The sequence below is a fragment of the Cobetia sp. MB87 genome (genome assembly GCF_011319755.1).
GTDB lineage: Bacteria > Pseudomonadota > Gammaproteobacteria > Pseudomonadales > Halomonadaceae > Cobetia.
Map to the genome: position 1 here is coordinate 264,495 of NZ_VFBC01000005.1, position 24,553 is coordinate 289,047.

The window sequence follows — 24,553 nt, forward strand, 5'->3', positions numbered from 1 at the left end:
GAAACGGGTATGAATAGTGTGCAGATGATGGAGATGATGAATGCAGAAATGGCTAGTGAATCGCCGTGACACCCAATGCCTGGCGAGTGGTGGCAAAGTCCCCGGCACGCCGGGACTCAAGTGGCTGCGCAATGCCCTCGCCAGTACGGCATTGTCCCTCGTGGCCGTGCTGAGCCCTCAGGTGGCGCTGGCAGATGCGCCGGCCCCCTGGCTGGTGGTCGGTGACTCCATCTCGGCCGGCTACGGCATCGACAGTCGCCAGGGCTGGGTCGCGCTGCTCGACGAGCGCCTCGAGGACAACCTGGGCAGCGATGCGCCTGAGGTCATCAATGCCAGCATCAGCGGCGACACGACCGAAGGCGGCCTCAATCGTCTACCGGCACTGCTCGAACGGCACGACCCTTCACTGGTGATGATCGAACTGGGCGGCAACGACGGCCTGCGTGGCCTGCCTCCCGCCCGCATGCAGGCCAACCTGGCCAGCATGATCGAGGCCGTGGAGGACGCCGATGCCCAGCCCGTGCTGCTGGGCATCGAGATTCCGCCCAATTACGGCCCGGCCTACACCGATGCCTTCCGCCAGGTCTACCGGGATCTGGCCGACGAATATTCCGTGCCGCTGGTGCCCTTCATCCTCGAAGGCATCGCCACGGCGCCGGCCAGCGAGAAGCTGATGCAGCAGGACCACATTCATCCCACCGCCAAGGCGCAACCTCAGCTGCTCGACACCATCTGGCCGACACTCGCGCCACTGGCGCAACACGCGACATCAGCGGAGTGATCAATATCAGGCGCGGCGCATGTCACGACAGCTTGCATGCGCCTACCTTGCCGCGAGATGACAATCCGCGCCTGCCTGACCAGTGCCTGTCAGACAGGCCAGCGGGGCCATGAAGGCTTGCACCGCTGACGTCATCAGCCCTGAAACCACGTGACGCTCGTCAGGGCCAGACCCCATCCTCACAGGGAGTACTGCCATGAGTAAATCCAACAACAGGAAGGCGGATGCCGGCAAGGCGCCTTCGAAGGCCAAGGATGCCAAGGATGCCAAGGGCAAGGACGTCAAGAGCAAGAAGAGCAAGAATCACGCCACTGGCGATGCTCCGCGCATGACGCTGGGGCCGGTCTCCAGTGACGCCTATCCCTATGACGAGCGCCTCAAGCGCAAGGTCTATGAGGCCGAGAAGCGCGCGCTGCAGATCGAGCTGCTCAAGGTGCAGCATTGGCTGCGTGACAGTGGCGAACGTCTGGCCATCGTGTTCGAGGGGCGTGACGCCGCCGGCAAGGGCGGCACCATCAAGCGCTTCATGGAGTATCTCAATCCGCGTTTCGCGCGCATCGTCGCCCTCGACAAGCCCAACGAGACGGAAAAGGGCCAGTGGTATTTCCAGCGCTACGTCTCGCGCTTTCCCACCAGTGGGGAAATCGTGCTGTTCGATCGCAGCTGGTACAACCGCGCAGGAGTCGAGGCGGTGATGGGCTTCGCCACCCCGGAGGAAGTCGAACGCTTTCTGGTTCAGGTGCCTCAACAGGAGCGCTTGTGGGTCGAGGATGGCCTGCATCTGGTCAAGCTGTACTTCTCGGTGTCCCGCGAGGAGCAATCGATCCGCTTCGCCAAGCGCGCCGCCGACCCGTTGACCCACTGGAAGCTGTCACCGATGGACGCCGTGGCGCAGAAGAAATGGGATGAGTACACCAATGCCGCCGAGGCGATGTTCGCGCGCACGCACAGCGATCATGCCCCCTGGACGCTGATCCGCTCCGACGACAAGCGTCGGGCCCGTATCGGCGCGCTGCGCCATGTGCTCAGCCAGCTCGACTACCCCGGCAAGGACAAGAAGATGATCGGCACCCCGGACCCGCTGATCGTAGTGGATGCCGATCGCCTCATCCTGCCCGACGACTGACGATCAAGTGGCGGGCTGTGTGCCGACGGCGCGGCTCGCTCAGGTCGACCGTGACAGCTCTGCCGGCGCCTTCTGCAGCTGCTGTAGGCCCAGTCCGGCCAGAATGAGCACCAGCCCCGCCAGCGTCGAGGTCAGAATCGGCTCGCCGACGATGAAGTGCAGAAGCGTCAATGAAATGGGCGGCGACAGGAAGATCAGGTTGGAGACCTTGGCGGTGCGCGACACCTTGTGCACCGCCAGCTGCCAGAGCACGAAGGCGATGCCCATCTCGCACAGGCCGACATAGATGCCCGCCATCAGCGCCTGGGGGTTGGCGCCGGCGCCGATGAAGTTGCCAAAGCCCGGCCCGACGGCCACCAGCAGCGTCAGCACCGGCAAGGCGATGCTGAAGTTCTGCCACTGGGCGACCAGAGGCGCGCGCGGGTCACGCGCATTGAGCAACCAGTAGAGCGCCCACAGCAGGGTCGAGCCCAGCGCCAGCCCGACACCCAGCGGGTCGGCGAAGGCGACATCGAATATCTCGCCACGCGTGGCGATGGTCCACACGCCGGCGTAGGCGATCAGCCCCGCCGCGACGTCGATGCGCGTCAGGCGCTGTGCGAGGATCGGCACGGCAAGAAAGGCCATCGCCAATGCCCAGGTGTAGTTGAGCGCCATCGCCTCCTGGCCCGGCAGTCGCGCGTAAGCGCCGAACAACACCAGATAGTAGCCGACCGGATTCATCAGTCCGGCCCAGAGTGCCGTGCGCCAACCGCCCCGCCAGCCGGTGGTGAGCGCTTCGCGCAGCTTGCCCTGACGCCACATCAGCACGCCGATCAACAGCCACGACACCAGTGCCGCCAGCCATACCAGCTCCAGCGGCGACATCTGCGCAAGCGCCAGCTTGAAGGCGGTCGCCACCGTCGACCACAAGGCCACGGCACCCAGACCGTAGAGCATGGCTTCCCTATCCTGACTCATGGCATCCTTCCTCGCATTTCGGGTATCGCCTTCCTGGCGATCAAGGTCATGGCGATTAAGGTCATGGCGATGACACCGATACTGCCCACGGCCTGACATTCGAGCATCGCGTGCCCTGCCCGCTGCTGCAAGCCGCGCCACCAAAAAGGAATTTCGTGAATGACTGATGCCACCGATCCGCAAGCCTCGCCGTCAGCCGCGCCGCCCGCGGCAGATGCCCCGACCACGGCACTGGTCAGCGCCTATCGCCTGGATGGCAAGGGCGGCGCCAGACTGCTCGATGACGATAGCCTGCGCGAGCAGTGGCAGGATCCCGAAGCGCTGATCTGGATGCACCTCGATTACACCCGCGGCGACGTCAATGACTACCTGGACGACCTTGCCCAGCTGGATGAGCCGAGCATCGAGGCCCTGACCGAGCCGGACACCCGTCCGCGTGTGGCGCGCTTCGGCGGCGGCATGGTCACCACGCTGCGCGGCATCAACCTCAATCCCGGCGCCGCGCCGGAAGACCTGCTGTCACTGCGCCTGTGGATGAGCCCGACACGCCTGATCACCCTGCGCCGCCGCCCATTCCAGTCGATCACTCAGGTGCGTGAGCAGCTCGAAGCCGGTCAGGGCGCGGAAAGCATCTCCTGGCTGCTGGCGATGATCAGCGATGCGCTGGTCGATCGCGTGGCGGAGCTCAGCCATCGCCTCGATGAACAGCTCGCCATCATCGAGGAAGACCAGCTCAATGATGTCGAGATCGACCCCGATGACATTACCCGCCTGCGTCGCCCCCTGATCACCCTGCGACGCTTCATGGGGCCGCAGCGCGACTGTCTGGCGCAACTCTCCCAGGGGCCATTGTGGATCGATGAACAGGCGCGTCTGGACCTGCGCGAGATCGCCAACCAGCTGTCGCGCTACGTGGAGGATTTCCAGGCCATGCAGGAGCGTGCGCTGATCATCCATGAACAGCGCATGAGCGAGCACAACGAGCAGCTCAACCAGCGCATGTATCTGCTGTCGGTCATCACCGCCGTCTTCCTGCCGCTGGGCTTTCTCACCGGCCTGCTGGGTGTCAACGTCGGCGGTATACCGGGCAGCGACAGCCAGTGGGGCTTCGCTGCCTTCGTTGGCCTCACGCTGGGCGTGGTGGCGATGCAGATGTGGCTGCTCAAGCGCAAGAAATGGTGGTGAGCACACTCATGGCACAGGTGGGTTGATTACGAGCCCTGCTTACGAGCCCTGCTCACGACTGGCGCGGTCGATATGGCCCAGATCGCGCTCAGGGTCGAGCACATCACGCACGCGCTGCTTGAGATCACGACTGTCGGGGAAGCCGCCGTCGCGCTTGCGCTCCCACAGGACCAGCCACTCCGACTGCGGAGTGGCCTGGCACAGCACCTCGAAATGGCCGCCGTGACTTGGTGCCAAGGCCACTTCACCAAGGTCTTCCCCGAAGGTGGACAGCAGTTCCTGTGCATACCAGGCCGCTCGCAACAGCCAGTTGCAGCCGGTGCAGTAGTGAATCCGGACTTTCAGCGTGGACGCCTGATCCATGGTGGTGCCTACTCCAATCAATGATGTAATGATCACTTCACTGCACTGGCGCGCAATGGTCAACACCAGAAAACTACACACAAACTATACATAAACTATACTCGACGCAGTCATTCCTTCAGTTGACGTCGTATTGCGATCGATCCTTCTTCAACCGGCAGTCCGGACGTGATCTGCATCACGACTTGCCGTACACGACGCCGATAGCGGAGCCCTGGTCACATGTCACCCCTTTCTCCCTCCCCCGAGGCCTCCTCACCGTCAGGCGCTCAAGACCGCGAGTCTGAGCGGGAGTCTGCAGAAAAAGCCCACGAGAGGCCGTCGGGCAGCGGTCAGAGTCGCTTCTTCGAGCGCATGACCGGCGATGAAGATTCGCGCATGTGCAAGGACATCTCCGAGGACGCCTGTCACCAGCAACCCGGCAATTTCTGGCGTCACCTGCTGGCCTCGCTGGGCACCAAGCTGGCCGACGAGATGGCCAGTGCGCGGCTGGTACTGCCGTGGCTGCTGGGGTTGATCGGGGCGCCGGTGTGGATGGTGGGGCTGCTGGTACCGATTCGCGAGGCGGGCGCCCTGCTGCCTCAACTGCTGGTGGCAGGTTTCATTCGCCCACTGCCACAACGCAAGTGGGTGTGGGTCGCCGGAGCCTCCATCCAGGCACTCATGGCGCTGGGGCTGGTAATGATCACCCTGCTTGCCGAGGGCAACTTCGCCGCGCGTCACGGGCTCGATGGCACCCTCGCGGGCAGCCTGGTACTGATCCTGTTGATCCTGCTGTCCCTCGGACGCGGGGTAGCCTCCATCGCCACCAAGGACGTGCTGGGCAAGACCATCGCCAAGCAGCGCCGCGGGCGCCTGATGGGCTGGAGTGGCAGTGTGGCGGGGGCGATGACCCTGCTGGCCGGTGTCGCCCTGATGCTGCTGGGCGAGCAGCCCGGGCAGCAGGTACTGGCGATACTGATGGCCATCGCGGCGCTGGGCTGGACACTCAATGCCCTGTGCGCCGCCATGATCCGCGAGGACAGCGGCGCTACCAGCGGCGGCGCCAATGCCTGGGAGACCGTGCACGATGGGGTCATCCAGCTCAAGCATGACGCCGCCTTCCGCAACTTCAATCTGGCACGTGCCCTGCTGCTCTCGAGCGCGCTGGCACTGCCGTACATCGCCCTGCTCGGCCAGCAGCAGAGCGGTGAAAGCCTGGGTGGGCTGGGCGTACTGGTGGTGGTGTCAGGACTGGCCGGCATGCTGGCCAGCCCCATCTGGGGCAGGCTGGCTGACACCTCCAGCCGCCGCGTGATGCGCAATGCAGGGGCCGGGGCCGCCGTCTGCTGCGCCCTGGCCGGCAGCATGGCCTGGTGGCCGCAGGCGCTGGCCGACAACATCTGGAGCTACGCGCTGGTCTACGGACTGCTGGTGATCGCCCACGCCGGCATCCGCCTGGGGCGCAAGACCTACGTGGTCGATCTCGCCACCTCTGACAATCGTGCCCTCTACGTCGCACTTTCCAACACCCTGACCGGCGTGCTGATGCTGGTGCTGGGGTTGTTGATCGGCGGGCTTGCCCAGTGGCTGGGCAGCGAATGGTTGCTGATGATTCTGGCAGTCGTCGCGGCCTGTGCCGCACTTTGCGCGCAGCGCCTGCCGGAGGTGGAGGACGACTGAACATGACGGGGTGGCATGATGGCTCCCCCGTTACCCATCCCCCCTTCCTCCCTTTGTTCATCTGATCGACTCTTGCGCTGACAGGGCCTGACAACGATGTCAGGCCCTGTCACATTAGCGGCTGCGATTGCATAAGCCGCGTCTCCCCGCCATAGTGAAACCGATCATGGTGCTGGAATGTCCGGGCACACGGACAGGCACCCTATACCCGTACTCTCGGGCTCGGTCTTCAGGGCCGGGTTCTTAAGCCGCAAGGATCAGAGTCAGATGAAAAGACCCCACATGATCAGCCCCGAGCTGCTCGAGAGAGTCGTGAATGCCTCGGACGATGGCATCGTGGTGGCGGAACAGGAAGGCGATGAGAACATCCTGATCTACGTGAATCAGGGCTTCGAGCGCCTCACCGGTTACAGCGCCGACGAGATTCTCTACCGCGATTGCCGCTTCCTGCAGAATGATGATCGCGATCAGCCGCAGCTGGACAACATTCGTGCCGCGCTGCGCGACAAGCGCCCATGCCGCGAGATACTGCGCAACTATCGCAAGGATGGCAGCCTGTTCTGGAATGAACTGTCCATGACACCGGTCTTCGATGAGCATGACAACCTGCAGTATTTCGTTGGCGTCCAGAAGGATGTCACCGGCCTGATGACCGCCAAGGAAGAGCTGGAGCGCCTGCGCGCGGAGCACCCCAGCGAGTCCAACTGACCGCCGGCGCTGAAAGCCGGACGCTGAAGACTGCTCAGTGAAGCACGGCCACGCAAGAGCGGTCACCGAAGATCAGGTGGTGCATGCCACCGACAACGCCCATCCCACTGGTGGGTGTTGTCGTTGTGCGCCTCTCGCCATTGGCAGGTGGGTGTTGTCGTTGTGCGCCTCTCGCCATTGGCAGTTGGCGAAGGCTCTGACGAGCTGAGCGAAAGGCTTGTCATCCTCGCCGACGGGCGGTATATAGCCAGAGAGCCTTCGGCGCATCGCCGCTGGCGGTGCCCGGTATCACAGCCCAGTCCAGGCGCTGGATATCGGGTAGGTCGTTTCAAGATCGTGAGGTCCGCCCATGGCCCGTGAACAATTCCTCGATGATATCGATGCCACGGCACTCGCCGAAGACAGCCCCACCGATGTGGACTTCGAGCTGTCGTCCTCCAGCGCACCTGCCAAGCCACAACGCAATGACTCCCGCCAACGTCTTGAAGCCCTGCTCGAGGAGCGCGCTCTGGCACGCTCCATCCGTGAAGGCTGGGACGATGAAGCCGACGACGATGATCTGATCGAGGCCAGTGACTGGGGCGAAGAGGAGTAAGCTTGCCACCAGCGACGTGCAGGGGCAGGTAAGCCAGGGAGCAGACAGGTGATGGAAGGGGTCGACGCCAGGACAGGGAATGTCGTGCAGTGAGTCACTGCGCTCGCCTGGCACAGGCTGCCCGGCTGGCCAAGCGTGACGCCGGGCACTATCATCTGCGCGTCATTCCATTCTCCAACCAAATTGGGATTCCATGGCGCAATACGTCTATACCATGAACCGGGTGGGCAAGGTCGTTCCCCCGAAGCGCGAGATTCTCAAGGACATCTCGCTGTCCTTCTTCCCGGGTGCCAAGATCGGTGTGCTCGGTCTCAACGGCTCGGGCAAGTCCTCGCTGCTGCGCATCATGGCCGGCGTCGACCAGGACTACAACGGCGAAGCACGTCCCATGCCGGGTCTGAATGTCGGCTACCTTCCCCAGGAGCCGGAACTGGATGATTCCAAGAACGTGCGCGAGTGCGTGGAAGAATCCCTGGCCCACATCAAGAACGCCCAGACCGAGCTTGATGAAGTCTATGCCGCCTACGCCGAGCCGGACGCCGATTTCGACGCCCTCGCCGCGCGTCAGGCCAAGCTGGAAGACCTGATCCAGGCCTCCGACGCCCACAACCTCGAGCGCAAGCTGGAAGTGGCCGCCGAAGCCCTGCGTCTGCCGCCGTGGGATGCCAATGTCGGCGTGCTGTCCGGTGGTGAGCGCCGCCGTGTCGCACTGTGCCGTCTGCTGCTCTCGAGCCCGGACATGCTGTTGCTGGACGAGCCGACCAACCACCTGGACGCCGAATCCGTCGCCTGGCTGGAACGCTTCCTGCACGACTACGCAGGCACAGTGGTCGCCATCACCCACGACCGCTACTTCCTCGACAACGTCGCCGGCTGGATTCTCGAGCTGGACCGTGGCCAGGGCATCCCCTTCGAAGGCAACTATTCCTCGTGGCTCGAGCAGAAGGACGCTCGCCTGCAGCAGGAAGCCAAGCAGGAAGCCTCACGCAACAAGGCCATACAGCAGGAGCTCGAGTGGGTTCGTCAGAATCCCAAGGGCCGCCAGGCCAAGAGCAAGGCGCGTCTCAACCGCTTCGAGGAAATGCAGTCCGGCGATTTCCAGAAGCGCAACGAGACCAACGAGATCTACATTCCGCCGGGACCGCGCCTCGGCGACAAGGTCATCGAACTGCACAACGTCACCAAGCGTTTCGACGACAAGCTGCTGTTCGATGATCTGTCCTTCACCATCCCCCAGGGCGCCATCGTCGGTATCGTCGGCGGCAACGGTGCGGGTAAATCCACGCTGTTCAAGCTGGTGACCGGCAAGGACACCCCGGACAGCGGCGAAGTGGTGCTGGGCGAGACCGTCAAGGTCGCCTACGTCGAGCAGCTGCGTGATGGCCTGGAAGACAATCAGACCGTCTGGGAAGCCGTCTCCGGCGGTCAGGACATGCTCAACATCAACGGCCATGAAGTCTCGTCGCGCGCCTATGTCGGTCGCTTCAACTTCAAGGGCACTGACCAGCAGAAGCGTCTGTCTGATCTGTCCGGTGGTGAGCGCGGGCGTCTGCAGCTGGCCCAGACCCTGAAGCAGGCTGCCAACGTGCTGCTGCTGGATGAGCCATCCAACGACCTGGACATCGAGACCCTGCGTGCACTGGAAGAAGCCCTGCTGGCCTTCCCTGGCTGCGCGATGGTCATCTCGCACGACCGCTGGTTCCTGGATCGCATCGCGACCCACATCCTCGCCTACGAGGGTGATTCCAACGTGGTGTTCTTCGAAGGCAGCTATACCGAGTACGAAGCGGACTATCACGCGCGTGTCGGCAACGATGCTCCCAAGCGCATGAAGTACAAGCGTATCGACGCCTGATGACCCGGCGGGGTCAGCCACGCTGATCGACGCAAGCCTCTAGACGCCCTCACCGCTCACCCGGTGGGGGCGTCTTGCCGTCGGGCCCTGCTGTTCGTTCCAGTCTGTCCTCTCCAGTCTTTCCGCTCTGTCCGCTCTGTCCGCTCTGTCCGCTCTGTCGCCCTGTTCGGTTCTGCCCGCTCTGTCCGCTCTATCCGCCTTATCCGCCTTGTTCAGCTTCTTTCCTTCTCTCCTGACCACCACCCCCTCCTCCCAGCACGCCACCCTGACTTGCAGTGCTCGGCGCAAGCCGTCATAACAGGAGCTTGCCAATTCATCCATTCGGGAACCGTCTATGAATCGCTGGCTACAGCAACCCCTCATGTGGCTGCGAACCTGGACCACCAGCATCGCCTATCTCCCCAGCATGCTGGCCATGGTCTATACCCTGCTGGGACTGATCTCGGTGATGCCCTCCGGACTGCCGGATCCTTCCTCGCTGCCGTATAGCGACTTTTTCGAAGCACTGACCTTCAAGGAACATGACACACCGCGCACCCTGCTGGCGGCACTGGTCGGCGGCCTGATCTCGCTGATGGTCTTCAGTTTCACCATGGTGATGAGCGTGCTCACCCAGGCCGGCGCGCAGTTCTCCCACAAGCTTCTGCTGGGTCTGGTGACCGAGCGCCATCACCAGCTGGTGCTCGGCCACTATCTGGGCAGCCTACTGTTCCTGCTCGTCAACCTGATGGTGCCCAATACAGGCGACTCCCCGACTCTGTGGCGCTCGCTGGCGGTCTATCTGGGCGTGCTGATGATGGTCAACTGCCTGGGGATGTTCGTCTACTTCATCCATCAGGTCTCGCAGTCGGTGCAGATCAACGCCGTCGCGCGACGCCTGTCCGGACGCACCCGCCACTCGCTGGAGCGCTTGCGTGAGCGCAATCGTGACGATGGCTTCTGCGAGCGCGAGGTCAGCCGTGACGACGACCAGTGCCAGCTACTGCGGGCACGCAGGCGTGGCTACATCCAGCAGGTCGATTTCTCGGCGCTGCGCCAGCTGGCCATCAAGCATGACATGGTGGTGCATCTGGATTTCGCGCTGGGCGCCTTCATCGTCAGCGGCATGCCCTTGATGCGCATCGAGTGGCCCAACGGCCTGCCAGAGGGCGCGACGGCGGGGGAAGAGCTCGACGAAGAGCAGCAGGCCGAGTTGATCAAGAATCTGCGTGCTGCGCTTGGCTATCTGGATGGAGAGTCCGTCGAGGACCTGCACGAGCACGGCCTGACCCAGCTGATGGAGGTCGCCATCAAGGCGCTGTCGCCCGGCATCAATGACCCCGGCACGGCACGTCTGTGCATGCACCAGCTGACCGAACTGCTCAGCGAGCGCATGTCGATACCGCTGTGCAACTGTTGCGTGGATGATCACAAGGCCGTTCGTGTCAGCTGGCAGATGGAGTCCTTCGCAAGCCTCCTCTACCGCTCCATTACGCCGATTCTGCATTATGGCCGTGATGACCTCTCGATCTGCCTGGCCCTGCTGGAGTTGTTGAAGACCCTGTCCCTGATGGGCGCGCAACACGGCCACCTGGTGCTGCTGCAACAGCATGCCGACAAGGTGGTGGAGGCGATTCTCGCCCAGGCCGAATTCGAGGTGGATCGTCGCTTCATCGAACACGGTCTGCAGGCCGGTCACCATCGACTGAACCTGCCCAGCCCTCAGTGGTAGAAGGCCAGCGATATAACGCACAACGCCCGCAGCGGTCGATACCGTCTGCGGGCGTTTGCATCGTGATGAAAGCCGTCCGTATCAGGGCTTGCGACGCCCCTTGAAGAACGACACCAGGAACAGCACCAGGAAGACGACGAACAGTACCTTGGCGATGGTGGCCGCAGTACCCGCGATACCGCCAAAGCCGAGTACAGCGGCAATCACGGCAACGATCAGAAAGATGATGGCATAGTTGAGCATGGCAATTCCTTATGTCATGGAGAACCTGTAGTGGCCGACGACAGCAGCGGCACAATGCCTGCCTCTGCATATGGCGTCTCATTCGACGCGCTCGCCCTTCGCTCATCAGGTGTGGCAGCTGGCGTGATTGCCGAAGGGCAGAGTCACGACAGACCGCTTGATCACCTTGTCCATGTGAAGATGGTAATCAATACAAGTAAAGTCAAGGCCATGTCTCGAATCGGTAAAAGATTTTCCAGCGCGGGTTGAAAGCCTCACACATCAGCCGCAGGTCCATTACAGGCACACGGCAGGTGGCATCCGGTTGGCCGCACGCATGCAGCTCGGACAAGTGGCGCTACTTGTCGGGTGCCACCTTATCTCCATCGAAAACGCCCCACCAGGAGCTTCCTGGCGGGGCGTTTTCGATAAAGCCACATGTGTGTCGCCTGACGGCAGGGCTCGTCGGCTCACACATGGGCGCAAGTGACGATTACAGCGCAGCGATCATTGCCTCGGCATAGGCGATGAGCTCCGACTCGCTCATCACCTCGACGCGGTTCAATCCACTGTCGAGACTCGCCGGCTGACCGTGACGAACCAGCAAGGTACGTGGATAGCCCGCACCACCGATACGCTCACTCAGCTGTGCATGAGCATCGCTGAGATAGACCCCGCGGGTCTGCTGCACGCAAAGGGTCACCAGTGGCAGACCGCCACGGGCAAGCGCCGCCTCGAAGGCAGGCAACGCCGGACGCTGACGCTCGGTGCAATCCGGGCACCATTCAGCGACCTGATTGAGCACGAAGGTATCGCCAGCGGCCAGCCGCGCTTCCACCTCGGCCAAGGTGACGTGAGAAGAGATGTCGTTGCTCATGGTTCACCTCAGTACAGTGACGGATCGGTTTTCTCGGGACGTGTCTTGAAGCGACGGTGCAGCCACAGATACTGCTCGGGATGCTTGCGGATCGCCCCTTCGATGAAGGCGTTGATGCGCGTGGCATCGGCGACGTCATCGCCGCTCGGGAAGTTGTCCAGCGCCGGCAGATACTCCAGCGTATAGGTACGATTGTCCGGATTGCGGTGGAACATCAAGGGCATCACCGGCGCGCCCGTCATGCGGGCGATCTTGGCCGTCAGCTTGATGGAGGCGGCATCGATGCCGAAGAACGGCGCGAACACGCTGACCTCGCGGCCGAAGTCCTGATCCGGTGAATACCACACGCCATGGCCACTTTTGATGCGACGTACCACGCCCCGCAGGTCGTGACGATCGATGGCGGTCCCGAAGATGCGATTGCGCGCACGGGTCATGAAGCGCTCGAACAGCGGGTTGTCGTGCGGTCGATAGACAACATCGGCCGGGAAGAACAGCGAGTGCAGTGCGCCGCCCAGATCCAGAGTCGAGAAGTGGATGCCCACGATGAGCGCCCCCTTGCCCTGGGCCATGGCGCGCTCCATGTGTTCCTGCCCCTTGAAGGTCACGCGATCACGCATATGCTCGGGATCACGACACCAGCCGGTGGCCGTCTCGAAGATACCGATGCCGTTGGCGTGGAAGGTCTTGCGTACCTGACGCGCGCGCTCCGCCTCGCTCCACTCGGGAAAGCACAGCTTGAGATTGGTGTCGGTGATATGACGACGACGCTTGCCGAAGCGCCATGCCAGCTCACCAAGGCCACGCCCCAGCCACAACTTGGCGCACCAGGGCAGATAGGCCGAAGCCTTCATGGCACCGATGCCCAGCCAGGTCAGCCAGTAGCGGGGGTGTGCAAAACTCTCGGGATAGCTCTTCTTGGCCATGACTCTCTCGTTCGACGGGCAACGGCGGCCATTGTAGACCGCGCGAGCCTTGCCGTCAGGTCAGGCGTGCGTATCCAGCGGCTGAGCGCTGGCCAACTGCGCGACACCCTTGTCGTCCGCCGCACTGCCAACGCCGCCATGGTAGTGTCTGGGCACGCGCGGCAGCAGCCCCGTCAGCAGTGTATAGCTGATAGTGTCGCAGCTGGCGGCGACGCGATTGACCTCAAGCCCCTCGCCCCACAGCACCACACGTGAACCGACACCCGCCTCGGGCAGGTCCGTGATATCCACCGTCAGCATGTCCATCGACACCTTGCCGGCCAGCACCGTTTCCTGACCATCCACCAGCACTGGCGTGCCATCCACGGCGTGGCGGTCATAGCCATCCCCATAGCCGCAGGCGACGACACCGATACGCGTCGGACGCGTGGCCACGAAGCGCCCCGAGTACCCTACCGGCTCACCGATGGCGATCTCACGCACGGCGATGATGGCCGAAGACAGCGTCATCACCGGCTTCAGGCGCCGGCTGGCGTCATTGGCACCTTCCAGCGGGTCTGCCCCGTAGAGCATGATTCCCGGGCGGTTCCAGGCCGCATGCGTCTCTGGCCAGGCAAGCGTCGCCGGTGAGTTGGCCAGACACAGCGGCAGCTCTGCCTCGGCCGCCAGGGCCGTCACCGCCGCCATCTGCTGCTGGAAGTAGTCCGGGGTCAGGCTGTCAGCGCTGGCGAAGTGCGTCATCAGGTGCAGATCACGTGCCTTGCCACTCGCCTCGAGGCGCGCCTTGGCGCCCAGCACCTGCTCGGCCGTGAAGCCGAGACGATGCATCCCCGAGTCGAACTTGATCCAGCAGGACAAGGGCTGCGCCAGCTCACTCTGTTCGAGGGCCGCCAACTGCCATTCACTATGGATGGCGCACCAGAAGTCATGCTCGGCCGCCAAGGCGTACTCCGCGGCCTCGAACACCCCCTCAAGCAGCACGATCGGATGAGAGATGCCGCCCGCCCGCAGCGCCAGCGCCTCCTCTATCGTGGCCACCGCAAAGGCGGGGGCGAGATCCGCCAGTGCCTGCGCGCACGCCACAGCACCATGCCCGTAGGCATCCGCCTTGATCACGGCCAGGGCGCGCGAATGCGGTGCCAGCTCGCAGGCCAGCTGATAGTTGTGACGCAGTGCATCGAGATCAATATCAGCGCGCAGTGGGCGGGACATGAGGGGACTCCAGGGTGATAGGTGAAGATGACAGACTGCAGAGCAAACCCCTCAATTATTTTCCATCATCGCCGCCAGGTCACGTCGCAAACCACCAAACTTTACCCAAATTACCGATAGATATAACTGCCTTTCAAAATATATGCAGGATTTTCGACCAAAACTACCGCAAAACCACCAACCACCAGGCCGCACCGCTCTTGCGCGCTGCCTTTTCGGCGCCTTCCTGTCAGACAAACACTGCCTGATGGGCTGATGTCCTAAAACGCATTCACCCCCGCAGGCAGGGCCTGTGGGGGTGAATGCAACACGTGGCGACAGCCAGCGCAGGACGATCAGGGCGTCACGTTTTCCAGCTCGTCGGAGCTCTCATCATTCAGCACCAGTGATACCTGACGATCTGCCTTGAGGCTCTCGTTGAGGTCACGCACGCTGTTGATATCGATGATGCCCGCCGCCTGACGCAGATTGAGCAGGTCGAGCACATAGGTGTAACGCGATGAGGCGTAGTCCGCCAGCGCCTGATACAGGGCCTGCTCGGCGTCCAGCACATCGACGATGTTACGGGTCCCGACTTCATAACCGGAGCGAGTCGCTTCCAGTGCACTGCGACTGGAGACGATTGCCTGCTTGCGCGCCTTGACAGTCAGGACGTCGCTGCGCACCTGGCTGTAGAGCGAGCGCACGCTCTGAGTGGTAGAGCGCTGCTGATCGAGCAGGTCATACTGGCTCTGCTCGAGCAGATGGGTGCTTTGACGCACCTGGGCGGAGGTGCGGCCACCGGTATAGATCGGCAGGGAGGCCTGGATACCGATCTGGTTGTATTCCTGATACCCCCCGGCAGTATCGATGTCGGTTTCATCATAGGAGTAGGTCGCGAAGGCGCCGACTTCCGGCAGGTGGCCTGCGCGGGAGGTCTTCACATCGCCTCTGGCGACATCGACCCCCTTCTGGGCAGCACCGATCAGCGGGTTGTTGGACAATGCCATCTCGACCCACTTGCTGCGGCTGGCTGGCACCGGCGCCTCGATCGCCAGATCTTCCTCCAGACCATCGATGGAATCGTACTGCTGGCCGGTCAACTGCTGCAGGGCCTCGAAGCTGACCTGGAGATCGGCTTCGGCCGCGATGCGCTGGGCACGCGCATCATCGAAGGATGCCCTGGCTTCCTGCACATCCGTGATCGCGATCAGACCGACCTCGAACTGCTGATTGGCCTGGTCCAGCTGGCGGGAAAAGGCCTTTTCCTGGGCAATACGCGCGTCGAGCACATCACGATTGTTCAGGATGGTGAAGTAGGCAGACGCCACATCATAGAGCAGCTGCTGCTGATCGGAATCCAGCAGCAGTTTCTGCTGACGGGTGGTGTCCTTGCTGGTCGCGAGCTCATACCAGTCGGCGGCATCGAACAGCTGCTGGTTCACGTTGACCACGATATTGCTGTCGGTGTAATCGCCTTCGGTGCCGCTCTGGGAATTGCCGGTGACATCGGTACGCGACACGGTTCCCGTGGCAGTGATCTGGGGCAGCAGGTCAGCAAGCTCGATACGCTCATTGTCCTCGACGCTCTGATAGAGCGAGCGGGAGGAGGACAGGCTGGCGTTATGAGTCAATGCATCACGGGTGATGTCGAGCAGATTGGCAGCCTGAGCCTGGGTCGCAAAACCCATCGCCAGCACCAGTGGCAGTATGCGAATGTTGGCCATGTATGCGTTGTTCCTGATCAGTGACAGTCGTGACCTGCATGGCGCCTCGAAAGCACCAGGACAAGGTAAAAGGTAGCTCACACATCGGCTGGACTACTGCCTCAGCCCTGCTCAAGCGAATCGTGGAAAAAGTGGCCTTAGTCTAATCGCCGCTCATTTGGGCGTCCAGTTAGTTGGCTAACTTTGTTGCACGATACAGCGTTTCCAAATTGACAACAATCTCAGCAGATTGACAACAAACTCAGGGAGTGCCCAGCGCTTGAACGTCAGAGCACCCCACTCTGCCAGTATAATGATGACACAATATGAAAACGGCCCACTCGAATCACGAGCGGGCCGTTTTCACTGGCAACCTGCATCAGGGCATCGACAGCCATGACGACTGTGCCCGCGCATCATTCAAAGATGGATTCGAGGGTCAGCCCCTGCTTCTCGAGCATGCGCCGCAGCTTCTTGAGCGCCTCGACCTGAATCTGACGCACCCGCTCACGCGTCAGACCGATTTCCTCGCCCACTTCTTCCAGCGTCGCAGCTTCATGACCGCGCAGCCCGAAGCGGCGTACCACCACTTCCATCTGCTTCTCGGTCAACTCCGCCAACCACTCATCGACATGCGCCTTGACGTCGACATCCACCAGGCTGGACTCCGGGCTGGTGTCATTCTCGTCGGCGATCGTCTCGATCAGCGGCTTGTCGCTCTCGCCGCCCATCGGATAGTCGACGGATGACACGCGTTCATTGAGCCCCAGCATCTTCTTGACGGTATCGACCGGCTTGTCCAGGAAGTCGGCGATCTCCTCCGCGGTGGCCTCATGATCCAGTTTCTGGGTCAGCTGACGCGCGGCACGCAGGTAGATGTTGAGTTCCTTGACGACGTGGATCGGCAGACGAATGGTGCGCGTCTGATTCATCAGTGCCCGCTCGATGGTCTGGCGAATCCACCAGGTGGCGTAGGTCGAGAAGCGGAAACCGCGCTCGGGGTCGAACTTCTCCACCGCACGGATCAGCCCCAGATTGCCTTCCTCGATCAGATCGAGCAGCGACAGACCACGATTCAGATAACGCCGTGCGATCTTGACCACCAGACGCAGGTTGGACTCGATCATGCGCTGGCGACCGGCAGGGTCGCCCGCCTGTGCCAGACGCCCGAAGTAGACTTCCTCTTCGGGCTTGAGCAACGGGGAAAAACCGATCTCGTTCAGGTAGATCTGGGTCGCATCCAGGCTTTGGTAGTGCTTGCGCTCTTCACGGTTCAAGGCGCGTTCGAATGCCGCCTCTTCCGCTTCTGCCTCAAGCGTATCGTCGTCCTCGACATCCTCAAGGGACAACTCAACCTCAGCCTGATCGATATCCTTTTCCAGCATGCTCATGTCGATACCCCGTTGTCTCTGGTCTGGTGCCAGGAACTTGTTGTTGTGGCAGCGGTGGGAATCAGCGTTTAGGCAGGAATTTCAGTGGGTCCTTGGGCTGCCCATCCTCGCGAATCTCGAAGTGCAGCTGCGCACGTTCAGCGTCAGTGGCTCCCAGAGTGGCGATGACCTGTCCGGCGTCGATCACATCGTTCTCTGATACACGCAGAGTGTCGTTGTGGGCGTAGGCGCTCAGATAGCGGTCGTTGTGCTTGAGAATGATGAGGTTACCGTAACCACGTACTCCGCTTCCGGCGTAGACCACGATTCCCGGCCCTGCTGCCTTGACAGGTTGCCCCTTTTGACCAGCGATATCAATGCCGCCGGTGACACTCTCCGACTCGCCGAACTTGCCGATGATCTCGCCTTGCGTAGGCCACTGCCAGTCAACGTTTTTTACCGGGACATAGGTCTTCTTGGCCGGCGCAGCCTTGGCGGTTTCGCCAGCGACATTGGTGCCCTTTTCAACCTTGGCAGCCTCATTTTTCACGCTAGCGGCCGCTTTCTCGCGCTCTGCTGCGGCGGCAGCGGCGACTTGCTCGGCCTTTTCCTTGGCGGCCTTGCGCGCCTCGGCCTGGGCAGCCGCCGCACTGGCAGCTGCCTCGCTGGCCGTCTGACTGGCTGTCTGAGTGGCCGAGCTACTGACCTGCGCAGCACTGCTGCTGACCTGCTCCGTGCTGTCATTGGCGGCGTTGCGCGCCGTCTCGGCGAGTGCTTCTTCACTGCCTTCCTGGTAGACAGGCCCAAGTCCGGCAGCCGCTGCGGCCCCGGTGGCAGCCGATGACACACCACCTGAGCCGGTCGTCAGGGACTGGGCCTGGCTGGTGCGCTGTTGCTGCTGAGCCATGGCGGACTCATCCGGCGCCAGCCAGTCCGGCAGTTCACTGCCGCCGGCGATCGAACCATCGCTGCCCCCGCCCAACGGCGTGGCAACGACACCACCGCTCGAGGCGACGCTCGTGCCGGAAGCCCCCGCCGCACTTGCCGGCAGCTGGGTGTTGGGATCCAGACGCAGCGTCTGCCCCGGTTGCAGGGTATAGGGCGGATTCAAGCCATTCATCCGCGCCACATCCCGGAAATCCTGGCCACTCTGCCAGGAGATGCCATATAGGGTGTCACCGCGCTGAACGGTATAGGTGTCGGAGGTGATACGCGCATTGCCGGCGTTGAGGTCCTGAACCTGCGGGCGAGTGGTCGCCGTGCTGCAGGCTGTCAGCGCACCCAGCGCCAGACCTGCCAACGTCAGTTTGATTCCCTTGTCCATCCTGTCACGCATGTTCCTGCTCCTTGCGGGAATTGCTGGAGTCGTCATCCGGGCCGGAGCGTTCTCCGGCAAACCAGACAAGCAATACGCCGGCCAGCATCAGGGCGAGTGCCGCCCACAGCTGGGCAGGCTCACCGGTCACACTGGTGTAGGTATCCGGCATCATGAAGTGGTAATCCAGCGGAACCTGTTCACCCTTGGGTCCCAGACGATAATCGGTGATGGTGCGCCACGGCCACAATACCGGCAGCGAGCCGAGAATGAAGCCCGTCAGCAGCATCAGTGTCGCGGTGTGATGATGACGAAACAACCACGACAACAAACGCGAGAAGGTGAATAGCCCGATGGCACAGCCGCTGCCGAACAGCACGATCAGCTGCAGATCGAAACTCTTGATGCCAGTCATCACCGTGCCGTAGAGGCCCATGGTCAGCAACAGGAAGCTGCCGGAGACACCCGGCAGCAGCATGGCGCTGATGGCGATGGCACCGCCGACCACCAGCACCCAGGAGGCATCGGTGGCGGCAGGCAACAGGCTGGGCAACTTGCTGGCCAGCACCAGCCCCAGCGCCAACCACACCAGATAGCCCATCCGGAAGGTGGTGATACGCCGCGCGACCACCACCCCGGAGCACACTACCAGCCCGAAGAAGAAGGCATTGAGCAGCAGCGGCTGCGCCTCCATCAACCAGGTCACCAGATGTGCCACGCTGATCAGGCTGGCGAAGATGCCAGCGACCAGCGGCAGCAGAAAGGCCAGATTCAAATGCTGCCACAGCGCCTTGACGCCATGCTCACGCCATACGCCGATGGCAGAGGGACCGAAGCGCTTGATGGACTCGATCAATTCTTCATAGATGCCGGTCACGAAGGCAATCGTACCGCCTGATACCCCGGGCACGGCATCCGCCGCCCCCATGCCAGCGCCCTTGAAGAACACGCTCAAAGCTCGTTTCACCTGATCACTCCCTCGAGCAACGGCACGAAGCGCACGGCCTCGAACCGCTGAATATCCTGAGTGTCGCCGACGCGGCGCACTCGTGTCAGCCACTGACGATCACTGTCGTCCTCGGCCAATGGCACGATCATCACCCCCTGCGGGGCCAACTGCTTCAACAACGCCTGCGGCAGATGCGGCGCGCAGGCGGTCACCACGATCAGATCAAATGCCGAGCCATCATCCTGCCAGCCATGCCCACCATCGGCATGGCGCAACTCGACATTGTCGAGCCCGAACCAGCCAAGGCGTTGAGCGGCCCTGGCGTGCAGCACGGCGATGCGCTCGAGCGAAGACACCCGAGCGAACAGACGCGCCAGCAGCAATGTCTGATAGCCCGAACCGGTGCCGACCTCCAGCACCCGACACTCCTCGCGCGGGCGCGGCGCTTGCGCGAGGGCAAGCTCCGTCATGCGGGCGTGCATGTAAGGCTGGGACAGGGTCTGCCCCTGCCCCAGCGGCAGTGCGGTATCTTCATAGGCACGATGCGCCAGCGCCTCATCGAGAAACAGATGACGCGGCTCACTGGCCATCAGCTCCAGCACCCGCTCATCGCGAATGCCGGTATCCTCCAGGCGCGCCACCATGCGGTCTCGCGTGCGCTGGGAGGTCATGCCGATACCGCTCAGCTGCGCCGTGTCCGGTCGCCTGAGATGCAAGGGCCCGGCGATTCCCGCTGCGCTGTCTGACTGCGCAAGCGGGAAAGCGTTCTGATACACGTCCTTCATGGTCTTGATTCATATCCTGTCGAGCGAGGACTTCACAGCGAAATCTTGAGCCTTGCCTGGCGCTGCATCGCTCAGGTCAGCGCCTCGAGCCATTGCTCTACATCGTGGCGCGCCCCATGGGAGGTGAGGTCGGTCATCAACGGCGTGATGGAGACATAGCCCGCCGCGATGGCGGCGAAGTCGGTGTCATCCCCATCATCGATGCCATCGCCGGCCAGCGCGATCCAGTAGCGGGTACGGCCACGCGGGTCCTTGACCTCGATCGGAGCGCCCGCCGGGCCACGATGGCCCTGACGCGTGACGCGAAAGCCGCGAATCTCGCTCCACGGCACATCCGGCACATTGACGTTGAGCAATGAGCGCGGCGGCAAAGCCAGGGTCTCGGCCGCGCCGACGAGGCTCGCCGCCACGCGTCCAGCGGTCTCGAAATGGGTCTTGCCGCACAGTGACATCGCGATCGCCGACATGCCCAGCGAGCGGCCTTCCATCGCCGCGGCCACGGTACCGGAATACAGCACGTCATCACCCAGATTGGCCCCATGGTTGATGCCGGAAATCACGATGTCAGGCTTCTCGTTCCAGACGCCATTGACGCCCAGATAGACACAATCCGCGGGCGTGCCATCGACGCTGTAGAAGCCATTCTCCATCGCGGACAGCAACAACGGCCGACTCAGCGTCAGCGAGTTGCTGGCCCCTGAGCGGTCACGGTCCGGCGCGACCACACGAATGCGTGCCTGTCCGGCCAGCGCATCATGCAGCGCCTTGAGCCCCGGAGCGTGCACGCCATCATCATTGGAAAGCAGAATCCTGCGCATCATCTCACTCCTTTGCGAATCATCGGATAGCCGTCATGTCGCCTGACGGCATTACAGCAGCGGGTGGGCGATCAGCTCACGCAACAGGCCCGTCGCGAAGCTGCCGCGGGGCAGATCGAAGTGCAGCCAGACGCTGGCCTCAATGCCTTCGGTTCTTGCCTGCTCTGGCGTGACTTCCCACTCCAGACGCGGCTTGCCGGGCATCAGGCGCAGCGGTCTGCGCTCCGTCTTGACGCCAGCCTTCTCGAGCCCCTCACACAACTGCGGCCAACGCGTGGCCAGGACCTGCTCGAGCTGGGCGACCTGAGCATGAGCCTCGGCACGCCCCGTCCCCCACAGCGGGCCAGTGGGATGAATATCGCCACTCGCCAGGCGCTGCGCCAGCGTCTCGGCCGACTCGCTACCGTCGGTGACGAAGCGTGAGCCCGTCCCGTTGAGCGCGAATACCTCACCGCTCAACGCCGTCGCCCAGCAATTCGTCTTGAGGCGCGCAGCCAGCACCTCGTTGAACAGGAAGCTGCGTGCGGTCGACAGCAGCATGCCGCTGCGGTCATCACGCTTGCGCCAGCCACGCACAAGCACGGCACGTGCCCGGCCGAGATTATGTCCCTGATGACCGAAGCGCTGCGGCCCGAAATAGTTGGGCACACCATCACGCATCAGCGTCTGCCAGCGCGCCTCGAACTCGGGATGCGCGACGGCCTCACCGCTGACACGCAGCGCGAAGCGGTTGCCGCGATGCACGCCCCGCTTGAGCTTGCGCGGATGACGCACGCTGGCCAGCACGCGGACGCCCTTCTCGGCCAGCGCATCACTGAGATCTTCGGGCGCTTCGCGACCTGGCAACCATACGGAAATCCACTGCTGGGTGATCGCCTGCTTGTCCTTGAGACCGGCAACGCCGATGTCACGGGGTGCGACATCACACAGACTGGCCAGCTCGCGACACAGGTCATCGGTGGTCAGGCCGCGCTTCTCGACCCATAGCCACTGGTGCTCGCCATGACCTTCGGGGACGAAGTCCATCAACTCGGTGACCCGAAAGTCCTCCGGCGTGTGACGGAAATCGCCCTCCCCCAGCGGACCGCCATGCGCATGCGGCCAGCGCTGCATCAACTCGGCTTCCTTGACCCACGCCTCGCTGCCCGCAGCGTCCAGCGCCGCCAGCGCCTCGGCAAACAGCGCATCCGCCTCGGGCGACTCAGACATGTCATTCACTTCAGACATGCTCGGCTCCGCCAGCGGCCGGCAGCGCGCCCAGCAGCACCACCGCCTCGGCGGCGATGCCTTCCTTGCGACCGGTGAAGCCAAGCCGCTCGGTGGTGGTGGCCTTGACGTTGACGACCGCCAGCGGCACGCGCAGGTCCTCGGCGATCACTTCACGCATCGCCTGGATGTGCGGCGCCATCTTCGGCGCCTGCGCCATCACGGTGAGATCGACATTGCCGACCCCGAAACCGGCGGCATTGACCAGCCCGATCACGTGGCGCAGCAGGCCACGGCTATCGGCACCGGACCACTCGCTGTCGGTGTCCGGGAAATGCTTGCCGATATCGCCCATGGCACAGGCGCCGAGTAGCGCATCGCACAGCGCATGCAGCAGCACGTCACCGTCGGAATGCGCCACGAAGCCATGCTCGTAGGCGATCTTCACGCCACCGATCATCAGGTGATCGCCATCGCCGAAGCGATGCACATCGAAGCCGTGGCCGATGCGCAGGGCCATCGGTACATGGCCAGCCTGTTGGGGAGAAGTCGCGGATGGCGCGGTGGGGGTGGAAGCAGCGGGTGTTGCAGATTGCTCAGTCATGTCAGGCAGGCGTCCGGGGGCTATCGGGAAGCGCTTCGCGCGCGGCCAGCAGCAGGCGCGCCATGGCGAGGTCTTCCGGATGGGTGATCTTGAGATTGTCGCGGGCGGCGGCGACCAGCACGGGGGCACGGCCACAGGCCTCCAGTGCCGAGGCCTCATCCGTGATGAGCGCGGGGTTCTCCCCAAGCGCTTCACGCAGCGCCCGTCGCAACAGGCCCAACGGGAAGGCTTGCGGCGTGAAGGCATGCCACAGGCCGACGCGGGCTTCGGTATGCGCGATGCTCGGCGCACTTTCTGCATCGCCATCGCCATGCGGGCGGGAGTCGCCGGCCGGGGCGGCGCGCTTCATGGTGTCGCTGGCAGGGGCCGCCAGGATGGCGCCATCGGCACTGCGGCGAGCGGTCGCCACCAGCGCATGGATATCGGCTTCGCGAACGCAGGGGCGCGCGACATCGTGCACCAGCACGAGGTCATCGTCGTGGGCGTGGCGGCTCAGGCAATCCAGACCTGCCAGCACGCTGTCGGCACGCTCGCTGCCGCCATCGGCGCGCAGCCAGTCCTGCCACGGCACCATCGATGGCGAGAAATAGCCATCATCGGCGCCCAGTACCAGACAGAGCCCTGCCTCGGGCAGCGCGCGCTTGAGCGTCGCCAGCGTCGCCTCCAGCACGCAGCCGCCGGGCGACAGCTCCAGATACTGCTTGGGGCGGTCGGCCTGCATGCGGCTGCCTACGCCAGCGGCCGGCACCAGATACCACAGACGGGGCTCGCGCGAGGTGTCTGTCGGCATCATGGCGTGATCACCTTGGGCAGCCCGCCTTCCAGGCCCTTGCCCTCCAGCGCACCGTCCGCCACCTCATCGGGTGAAGGCGCCTTGCGTTCCGGCACCGCGACATTGGGCACCCACAGGAACTGCTCGTCCTTGCGCACCATGCCGAGGTCATTGCGTGCACGCTCCTCGATGGCCGCCAGACCATTCTTGAGGTCGACCACTTCCGCACCGAGTCGCTGGTTGCGGTTGTCCAGCACCGCATCTTCCTTGGAAAGCTGCTGCACGCGTGCACGAATATCGAATAATTCGGTGATGCCATTTTCGCCCCACCACAGCCGATACTGGAGCAGTGCCAGCAGCAGCAGCAGTGAGATATTGATCCATTTGAGCATGGCGATGTCCTTGGCCGTTGCAGCGCGCATTATGCCATCATCCGGGAGCGTGACGCAGGCACTGCCAGCATCCGTTGCCACGCTTGACGCCCCCTGTCGATCAGGGCCACCTGATGACAGCGTCCTCTCACCCCTCTGCCAGGAGTCATCCGATGTACAAGCTTGCGTTCTTCGTCCCGGAGAATGACGCCGAACACGTCAAGGAAGCCGTCTTTGCCACCGGTGCAGGGCGCATCGGCGACTATGAAGCTTGCTGCTTCGAGACACGCGGCACCGGCCAGTTTCGGCCACTGGCCAGCGCCAATCCGCATATCGGGACCTGCGGCACGCTGGAACGCGTTGCCGAACTGAAGATAGAGCTGGTATGTGACGATTCGCTCATCGCCGCTGCCGTGGCGGCGCTGCGCGACGCCCACCCCTATGAAGAAGTCGCCTTCGATTGCTGGCGACTGGAAACGTTCTGACCCCGCGTCC

26 protein-coding genes are annotated in these 24,553 nt (G+C 63.0%); 10 read left to right on the forward strand and 16 right to left on the reverse strand.

Annotated elements, in window-relative coordinates; translation table 11 throughout:
- Positions 1-40 precede the first annotated feature (40 nt).
- Both CDPAHKCJ_RS04475 and ppk2 read left to right on the forward strand, forming a co-directional pair.
- Positions 41-781: an arylesterase gene (locus tag CDPAHKCJ_RS04475; RefSeq protein WP_166018826.1), complete on the forward strand. Its 741-nt coding sequence runs from the start codon at positions 41-43 to the stop codon at positions 779-781.
- A 196-nt stretch (positions 782-977) separates the two neighbouring features.
- Positions 978-1,907 carry a polyphosphate kinase 2 gene (ppk2, locus tag CDPAHKCJ_RS04480; RefSeq protein WP_166018827.1) on the forward strand — a complete coding sequence of 310 codons (930 nt, stop codon included), beginning with the start codon at positions 978-980 and terminating at the stop codon, positions 1,905-1,907.
- Between the two features lie 39 nt (positions 1,908-1,946).
- On the opposite strand, the gene CDPAHKCJ_RS04485 is transcribed toward ppk2, so the two are convergent.
- Positions 1,947-2,867, reverse strand: a complete 921-nt coding sequence (locus CDPAHKCJ_RS04485; RefSeq protein WP_166018828.1) for a DMT family transporter — start codon at positions 2,865-2,867, stop codon at positions 1,947-1,949.
- 159 nt (positions 2,868-3,026) lie between these two features.
- On the opposite strand from CDPAHKCJ_RS04485, the gene CDPAHKCJ_RS04490 reads away from it, so the two are divergent.
- On the forward strand, positions 3,027-4,052 hold the full coding sequence (locus tag CDPAHKCJ_RS04490; RefSeq protein WP_166018829.1) for a zinc transporter ZntB: 1,026 nt from the start codon (positions 3,027-3,029) through the stop codon (positions 4,050-4,052).
- A gap of 39 nt (positions 4,053-4,091) precedes the next feature.
- On the opposite strand, the gene CDPAHKCJ_RS04495 is transcribed toward CDPAHKCJ_RS04490, so the two are convergent.
- Positions 4,092-4,415 (reverse strand): SelT/SelW/SelH family protein, encoded by a 324-nt coding sequence (locus CDPAHKCJ_RS04495; RefSeq protein WP_166018830.1) that lies wholly within the window; start codon positions 4,413-4,415, stop codon positions 4,092-4,094.
- 354 nt (positions 4,416-4,769) lie between these two features.
- Between CDPAHKCJ_RS04495 and CDPAHKCJ_RS04500 the strand changes: the two genes are divergently transcribed.
- The 5 genes from CDPAHKCJ_RS04500 (at position 4,770) to CDPAHKCJ_RS04520 (ending at position 10,946) form a co-directional block, all read left to right on the forward strand.
- Positions 4,770-6,077, forward strand: coding sequence for an MFS transporter (locus tag CDPAHKCJ_RS04500; RefSeq protein ID WP_240916667.1), 1,308 nt, complete (start codon positions 4,770-4,772; stop codon positions 6,075-6,077).
- Between the two features lie 267 nt (positions 6,078-6,344).
- On the forward strand, positions 6,345-6,785 hold the full coding sequence (locus CDPAHKCJ_RS04505; RefSeq protein ID WP_043331389.1) for a PAS sensor domain-containing protein: 441 nt from the start codon (positions 6,345-6,347) through the stop codon (positions 6,783-6,785).
- A gap of 349 nt (positions 6,786-7,134) precedes the next feature.
- The gene (locus CDPAHKCJ_RS04510; protein ID WP_166018832.1) at positions 7,135-7,380 is read left to right on the forward strand and encodes a hypothetical protein; all 246 of its coding nucleotides are present in this window, start codon (positions 7,135-7,137) and stop codon (positions 7,378-7,380) included.
- Between the two features lie 193 nt (positions 7,381-7,573).
- Positions 7,574-9,235 carry an energy-dependent translational throttle protein EttA gene (gene ettA, locus CDPAHKCJ_RS04515; protein WP_166018833.1) on the forward strand — a complete coding sequence of 554 codons (1,662 nt, stop codon included), beginning with the start codon at positions 7,574-7,576 and terminating at the stop codon, positions 9,233-9,235.
- 361 nt (positions 9,236-9,596) lie between these two features.
- A complete protein-coding gene (locus tag CDPAHKCJ_RS04520; protein WP_166018834.1) occupies positions 9,597-10,946 on the forward strand; it encodes a DUF2254 domain-containing protein in 1,350 nt (449 codons plus the stop codon).
- An 81-nt stretch (positions 10,947-11,027) separates the two neighbouring features.
- Here CDPAHKCJ_RS04520 and CDPAHKCJ_RS04525 read toward each other — a convergent pair whose 3' ends face one another.
- Positions 11,028-11,189 (reverse strand): DUF1328 domain-containing protein, encoded by a 162-nt coding sequence (locus CDPAHKCJ_RS04525; RefSeq protein ID WP_084208047.1) that lies wholly within the window; start codon positions 11,187-11,189, stop codon positions 11,028-11,030.
- A 30-nt stretch (positions 11,190-11,219) separates the two neighbouring features.
- Between CDPAHKCJ_RS04525 and CDPAHKCJ_RS04530 the strand changes: the two genes are divergently transcribed.
- Positions 11,220-11,438 carry a hypothetical protein gene (locus CDPAHKCJ_RS04530; protein WP_166018835.1) on the forward strand — a complete coding sequence of 73 codons (219 nt, stop codon included), beginning with the start codon at positions 11,220-11,222 and terminating at the stop codon, positions 11,436-11,438.
- 223 nt (positions 11,439-11,661) lie between these two features.
- Here CDPAHKCJ_RS04530 and CDPAHKCJ_RS04535 read toward each other — a convergent pair whose 3' ends face one another.
- From CDPAHKCJ_RS04535 to ftsB, 13 genes are all read right to left on the reverse strand, one after another.
- Positions 11,662-12,045, reverse strand: a complete 384-nt coding sequence (locus tag CDPAHKCJ_RS04535; protein WP_166018836.1) for a hypothetical protein — start codon at positions 12,043-12,045, stop codon at positions 11,662-11,664.
- Between the two features lie 8 nt (positions 12,046-12,053).
- A complete protein-coding gene (gene lpxL / locus CDPAHKCJ_RS04540; protein WP_166018837.1) occupies positions 12,054-12,971 on the reverse strand; it encodes an LpxL/LpxP family Kdo(2)-lipid IV(A) lauroyl/palmitoleoyl acyltransferase in 918 nt (305 codons plus the stop codon).
- Between the two features lie 60 nt (positions 12,972-13,031).
- Positions 13,032-14,183: an alanine racemase gene (gene alr / locus CDPAHKCJ_RS04545; protein WP_166018838.1), complete on the reverse strand. Its 1,152-nt coding sequence runs from the start codon at positions 14,181-14,183 to the stop codon at positions 13,032-13,034.
- A 335-nt stretch (positions 14,184-14,518) separates the two neighbouring features.
- Positions 14,519-15,889, reverse strand: a complete 1,371-nt coding sequence (locus tag CDPAHKCJ_RS04550) for a TolC family outer membrane protein (protein ID WP_166018839.1) — start codon at positions 15,887-15,889, stop codon at positions 14,519-14,521.
- A 395-nt stretch (positions 15,890-16,284) separates the two neighbouring features.
- Positions 16,285-17,259, reverse strand: coding sequence for an RNA polymerase sigma factor RpoS (gene rpoS / locus CDPAHKCJ_RS04555; RefSeq protein WP_166018840.1), 975 nt, complete (start codon positions 17,257-17,259; stop codon positions 16,285-16,287).
- 61 nt (positions 17,260-17,320) lie between these two features.
- Positions 17,321-18,574: a peptidoglycan DD-metalloendopeptidase family protein gene (locus CDPAHKCJ_RS04560; RefSeq protein WP_240916647.1), complete on the reverse strand. Its 1,254-nt coding sequence runs from the start codon at positions 18,572-18,574 to the stop codon at positions 17,321-17,323.
- Positions 18,567-19,520: a DUF368 domain-containing protein gene (locus tag CDPAHKCJ_RS04565; RefSeq protein ID WP_233593325.1), complete on the reverse strand. Its 954-nt coding sequence runs from the start codon at positions 19,518-19,520 to the stop codon at positions 18,567-18,569. Before CDPAHKCJ_RS04565 ends, CDPAHKCJ_RS04560 begins: the two co-directional genes overlap by 8 nt.
- The gene (locus CDPAHKCJ_RS04570; protein WP_240916668.1) at positions 19,517-20,173 is read right to left on the reverse strand and encodes a protein-L-isoaspartate(D-aspartate) O-methyltransferase; all 657 of its coding nucleotides are present in this window, start codon (positions 20,171-20,173) and stop codon (positions 19,517-19,519) included. Before CDPAHKCJ_RS04570 ends, CDPAHKCJ_RS04565 begins: the two co-directional genes overlap by 4 nt.
- A 185-nt stretch (positions 20,174-20,358) precedes the next feature.
- Positions 20,359-21,105, reverse strand: coding sequence for a 5'/3'-nucleotidase SurE (surE, locus tag CDPAHKCJ_RS04575; RefSeq protein WP_166018842.1), 747 nt, complete (start codon positions 21,103-21,105; stop codon positions 20,359-20,361).
- Between the two features lie 51 nt (positions 21,106-21,156).
- On the reverse strand, positions 21,157-22,332 hold the full coding sequence (locus CDPAHKCJ_RS04580; RefSeq protein WP_240916648.1) for a tRNA pseudouridine(13) synthase TruD: 1,176 nt from the start codon (positions 22,330-22,332) through the stop codon (positions 21,157-21,159).
- Positions 22,325-22,825, reverse strand: coding sequence for a 2-C-methyl-D-erythritol 2,4-cyclodiphosphate synthase (ispF, locus tag CDPAHKCJ_RS04585; protein ID WP_166018985.1), 501 nt, complete (start codon positions 22,823-22,825; stop codon positions 22,325-22,327). The genes CDPAHKCJ_RS04580 and ispF overlap by 8 nt, the downstream gene beginning before the upstream one ends.
- Before the next feature lie 91 nt (positions 22,826-22,916).
- The gene (locus tag CDPAHKCJ_RS04590) at positions 22,917-23,708 is read right to left on the reverse strand and encodes a 2-C-methyl-D-erythritol 4-phosphate cytidylyltransferase (RefSeq protein ID WP_240916649.1); all 792 of its coding nucleotides are present in this window, start codon (positions 23,706-23,708) and stop codon (positions 22,917-22,919) included.
- Positions 23,705-24,109, reverse strand: coding sequence for a cell division protein FtsB (ftsB, locus tag CDPAHKCJ_RS04595; RefSeq protein WP_225347115.1), 405 nt, complete (start codon positions 24,107-24,109; stop codon positions 23,705-23,707). Before ftsB ends, CDPAHKCJ_RS04590 begins: the two co-directional genes overlap by 4 nt.
- 122 nt (positions 24,110-24,231) lie before the next feature.
- Here ftsB and CDPAHKCJ_RS04600 point away from each other — a divergent pair, with 122 nt between their 5' ends.
- Complete coding sequence (locus CDPAHKCJ_RS04600) at positions 24,232-24,543, forward strand: NGG1p interacting factor NIF3 (protein ID WP_166018843.1); 312 nt, start codon at positions 24,232-24,234, stop codon at positions 24,541-24,543.
- Positions 24,544-24,553: the final 10 nt, after the last annotated feature.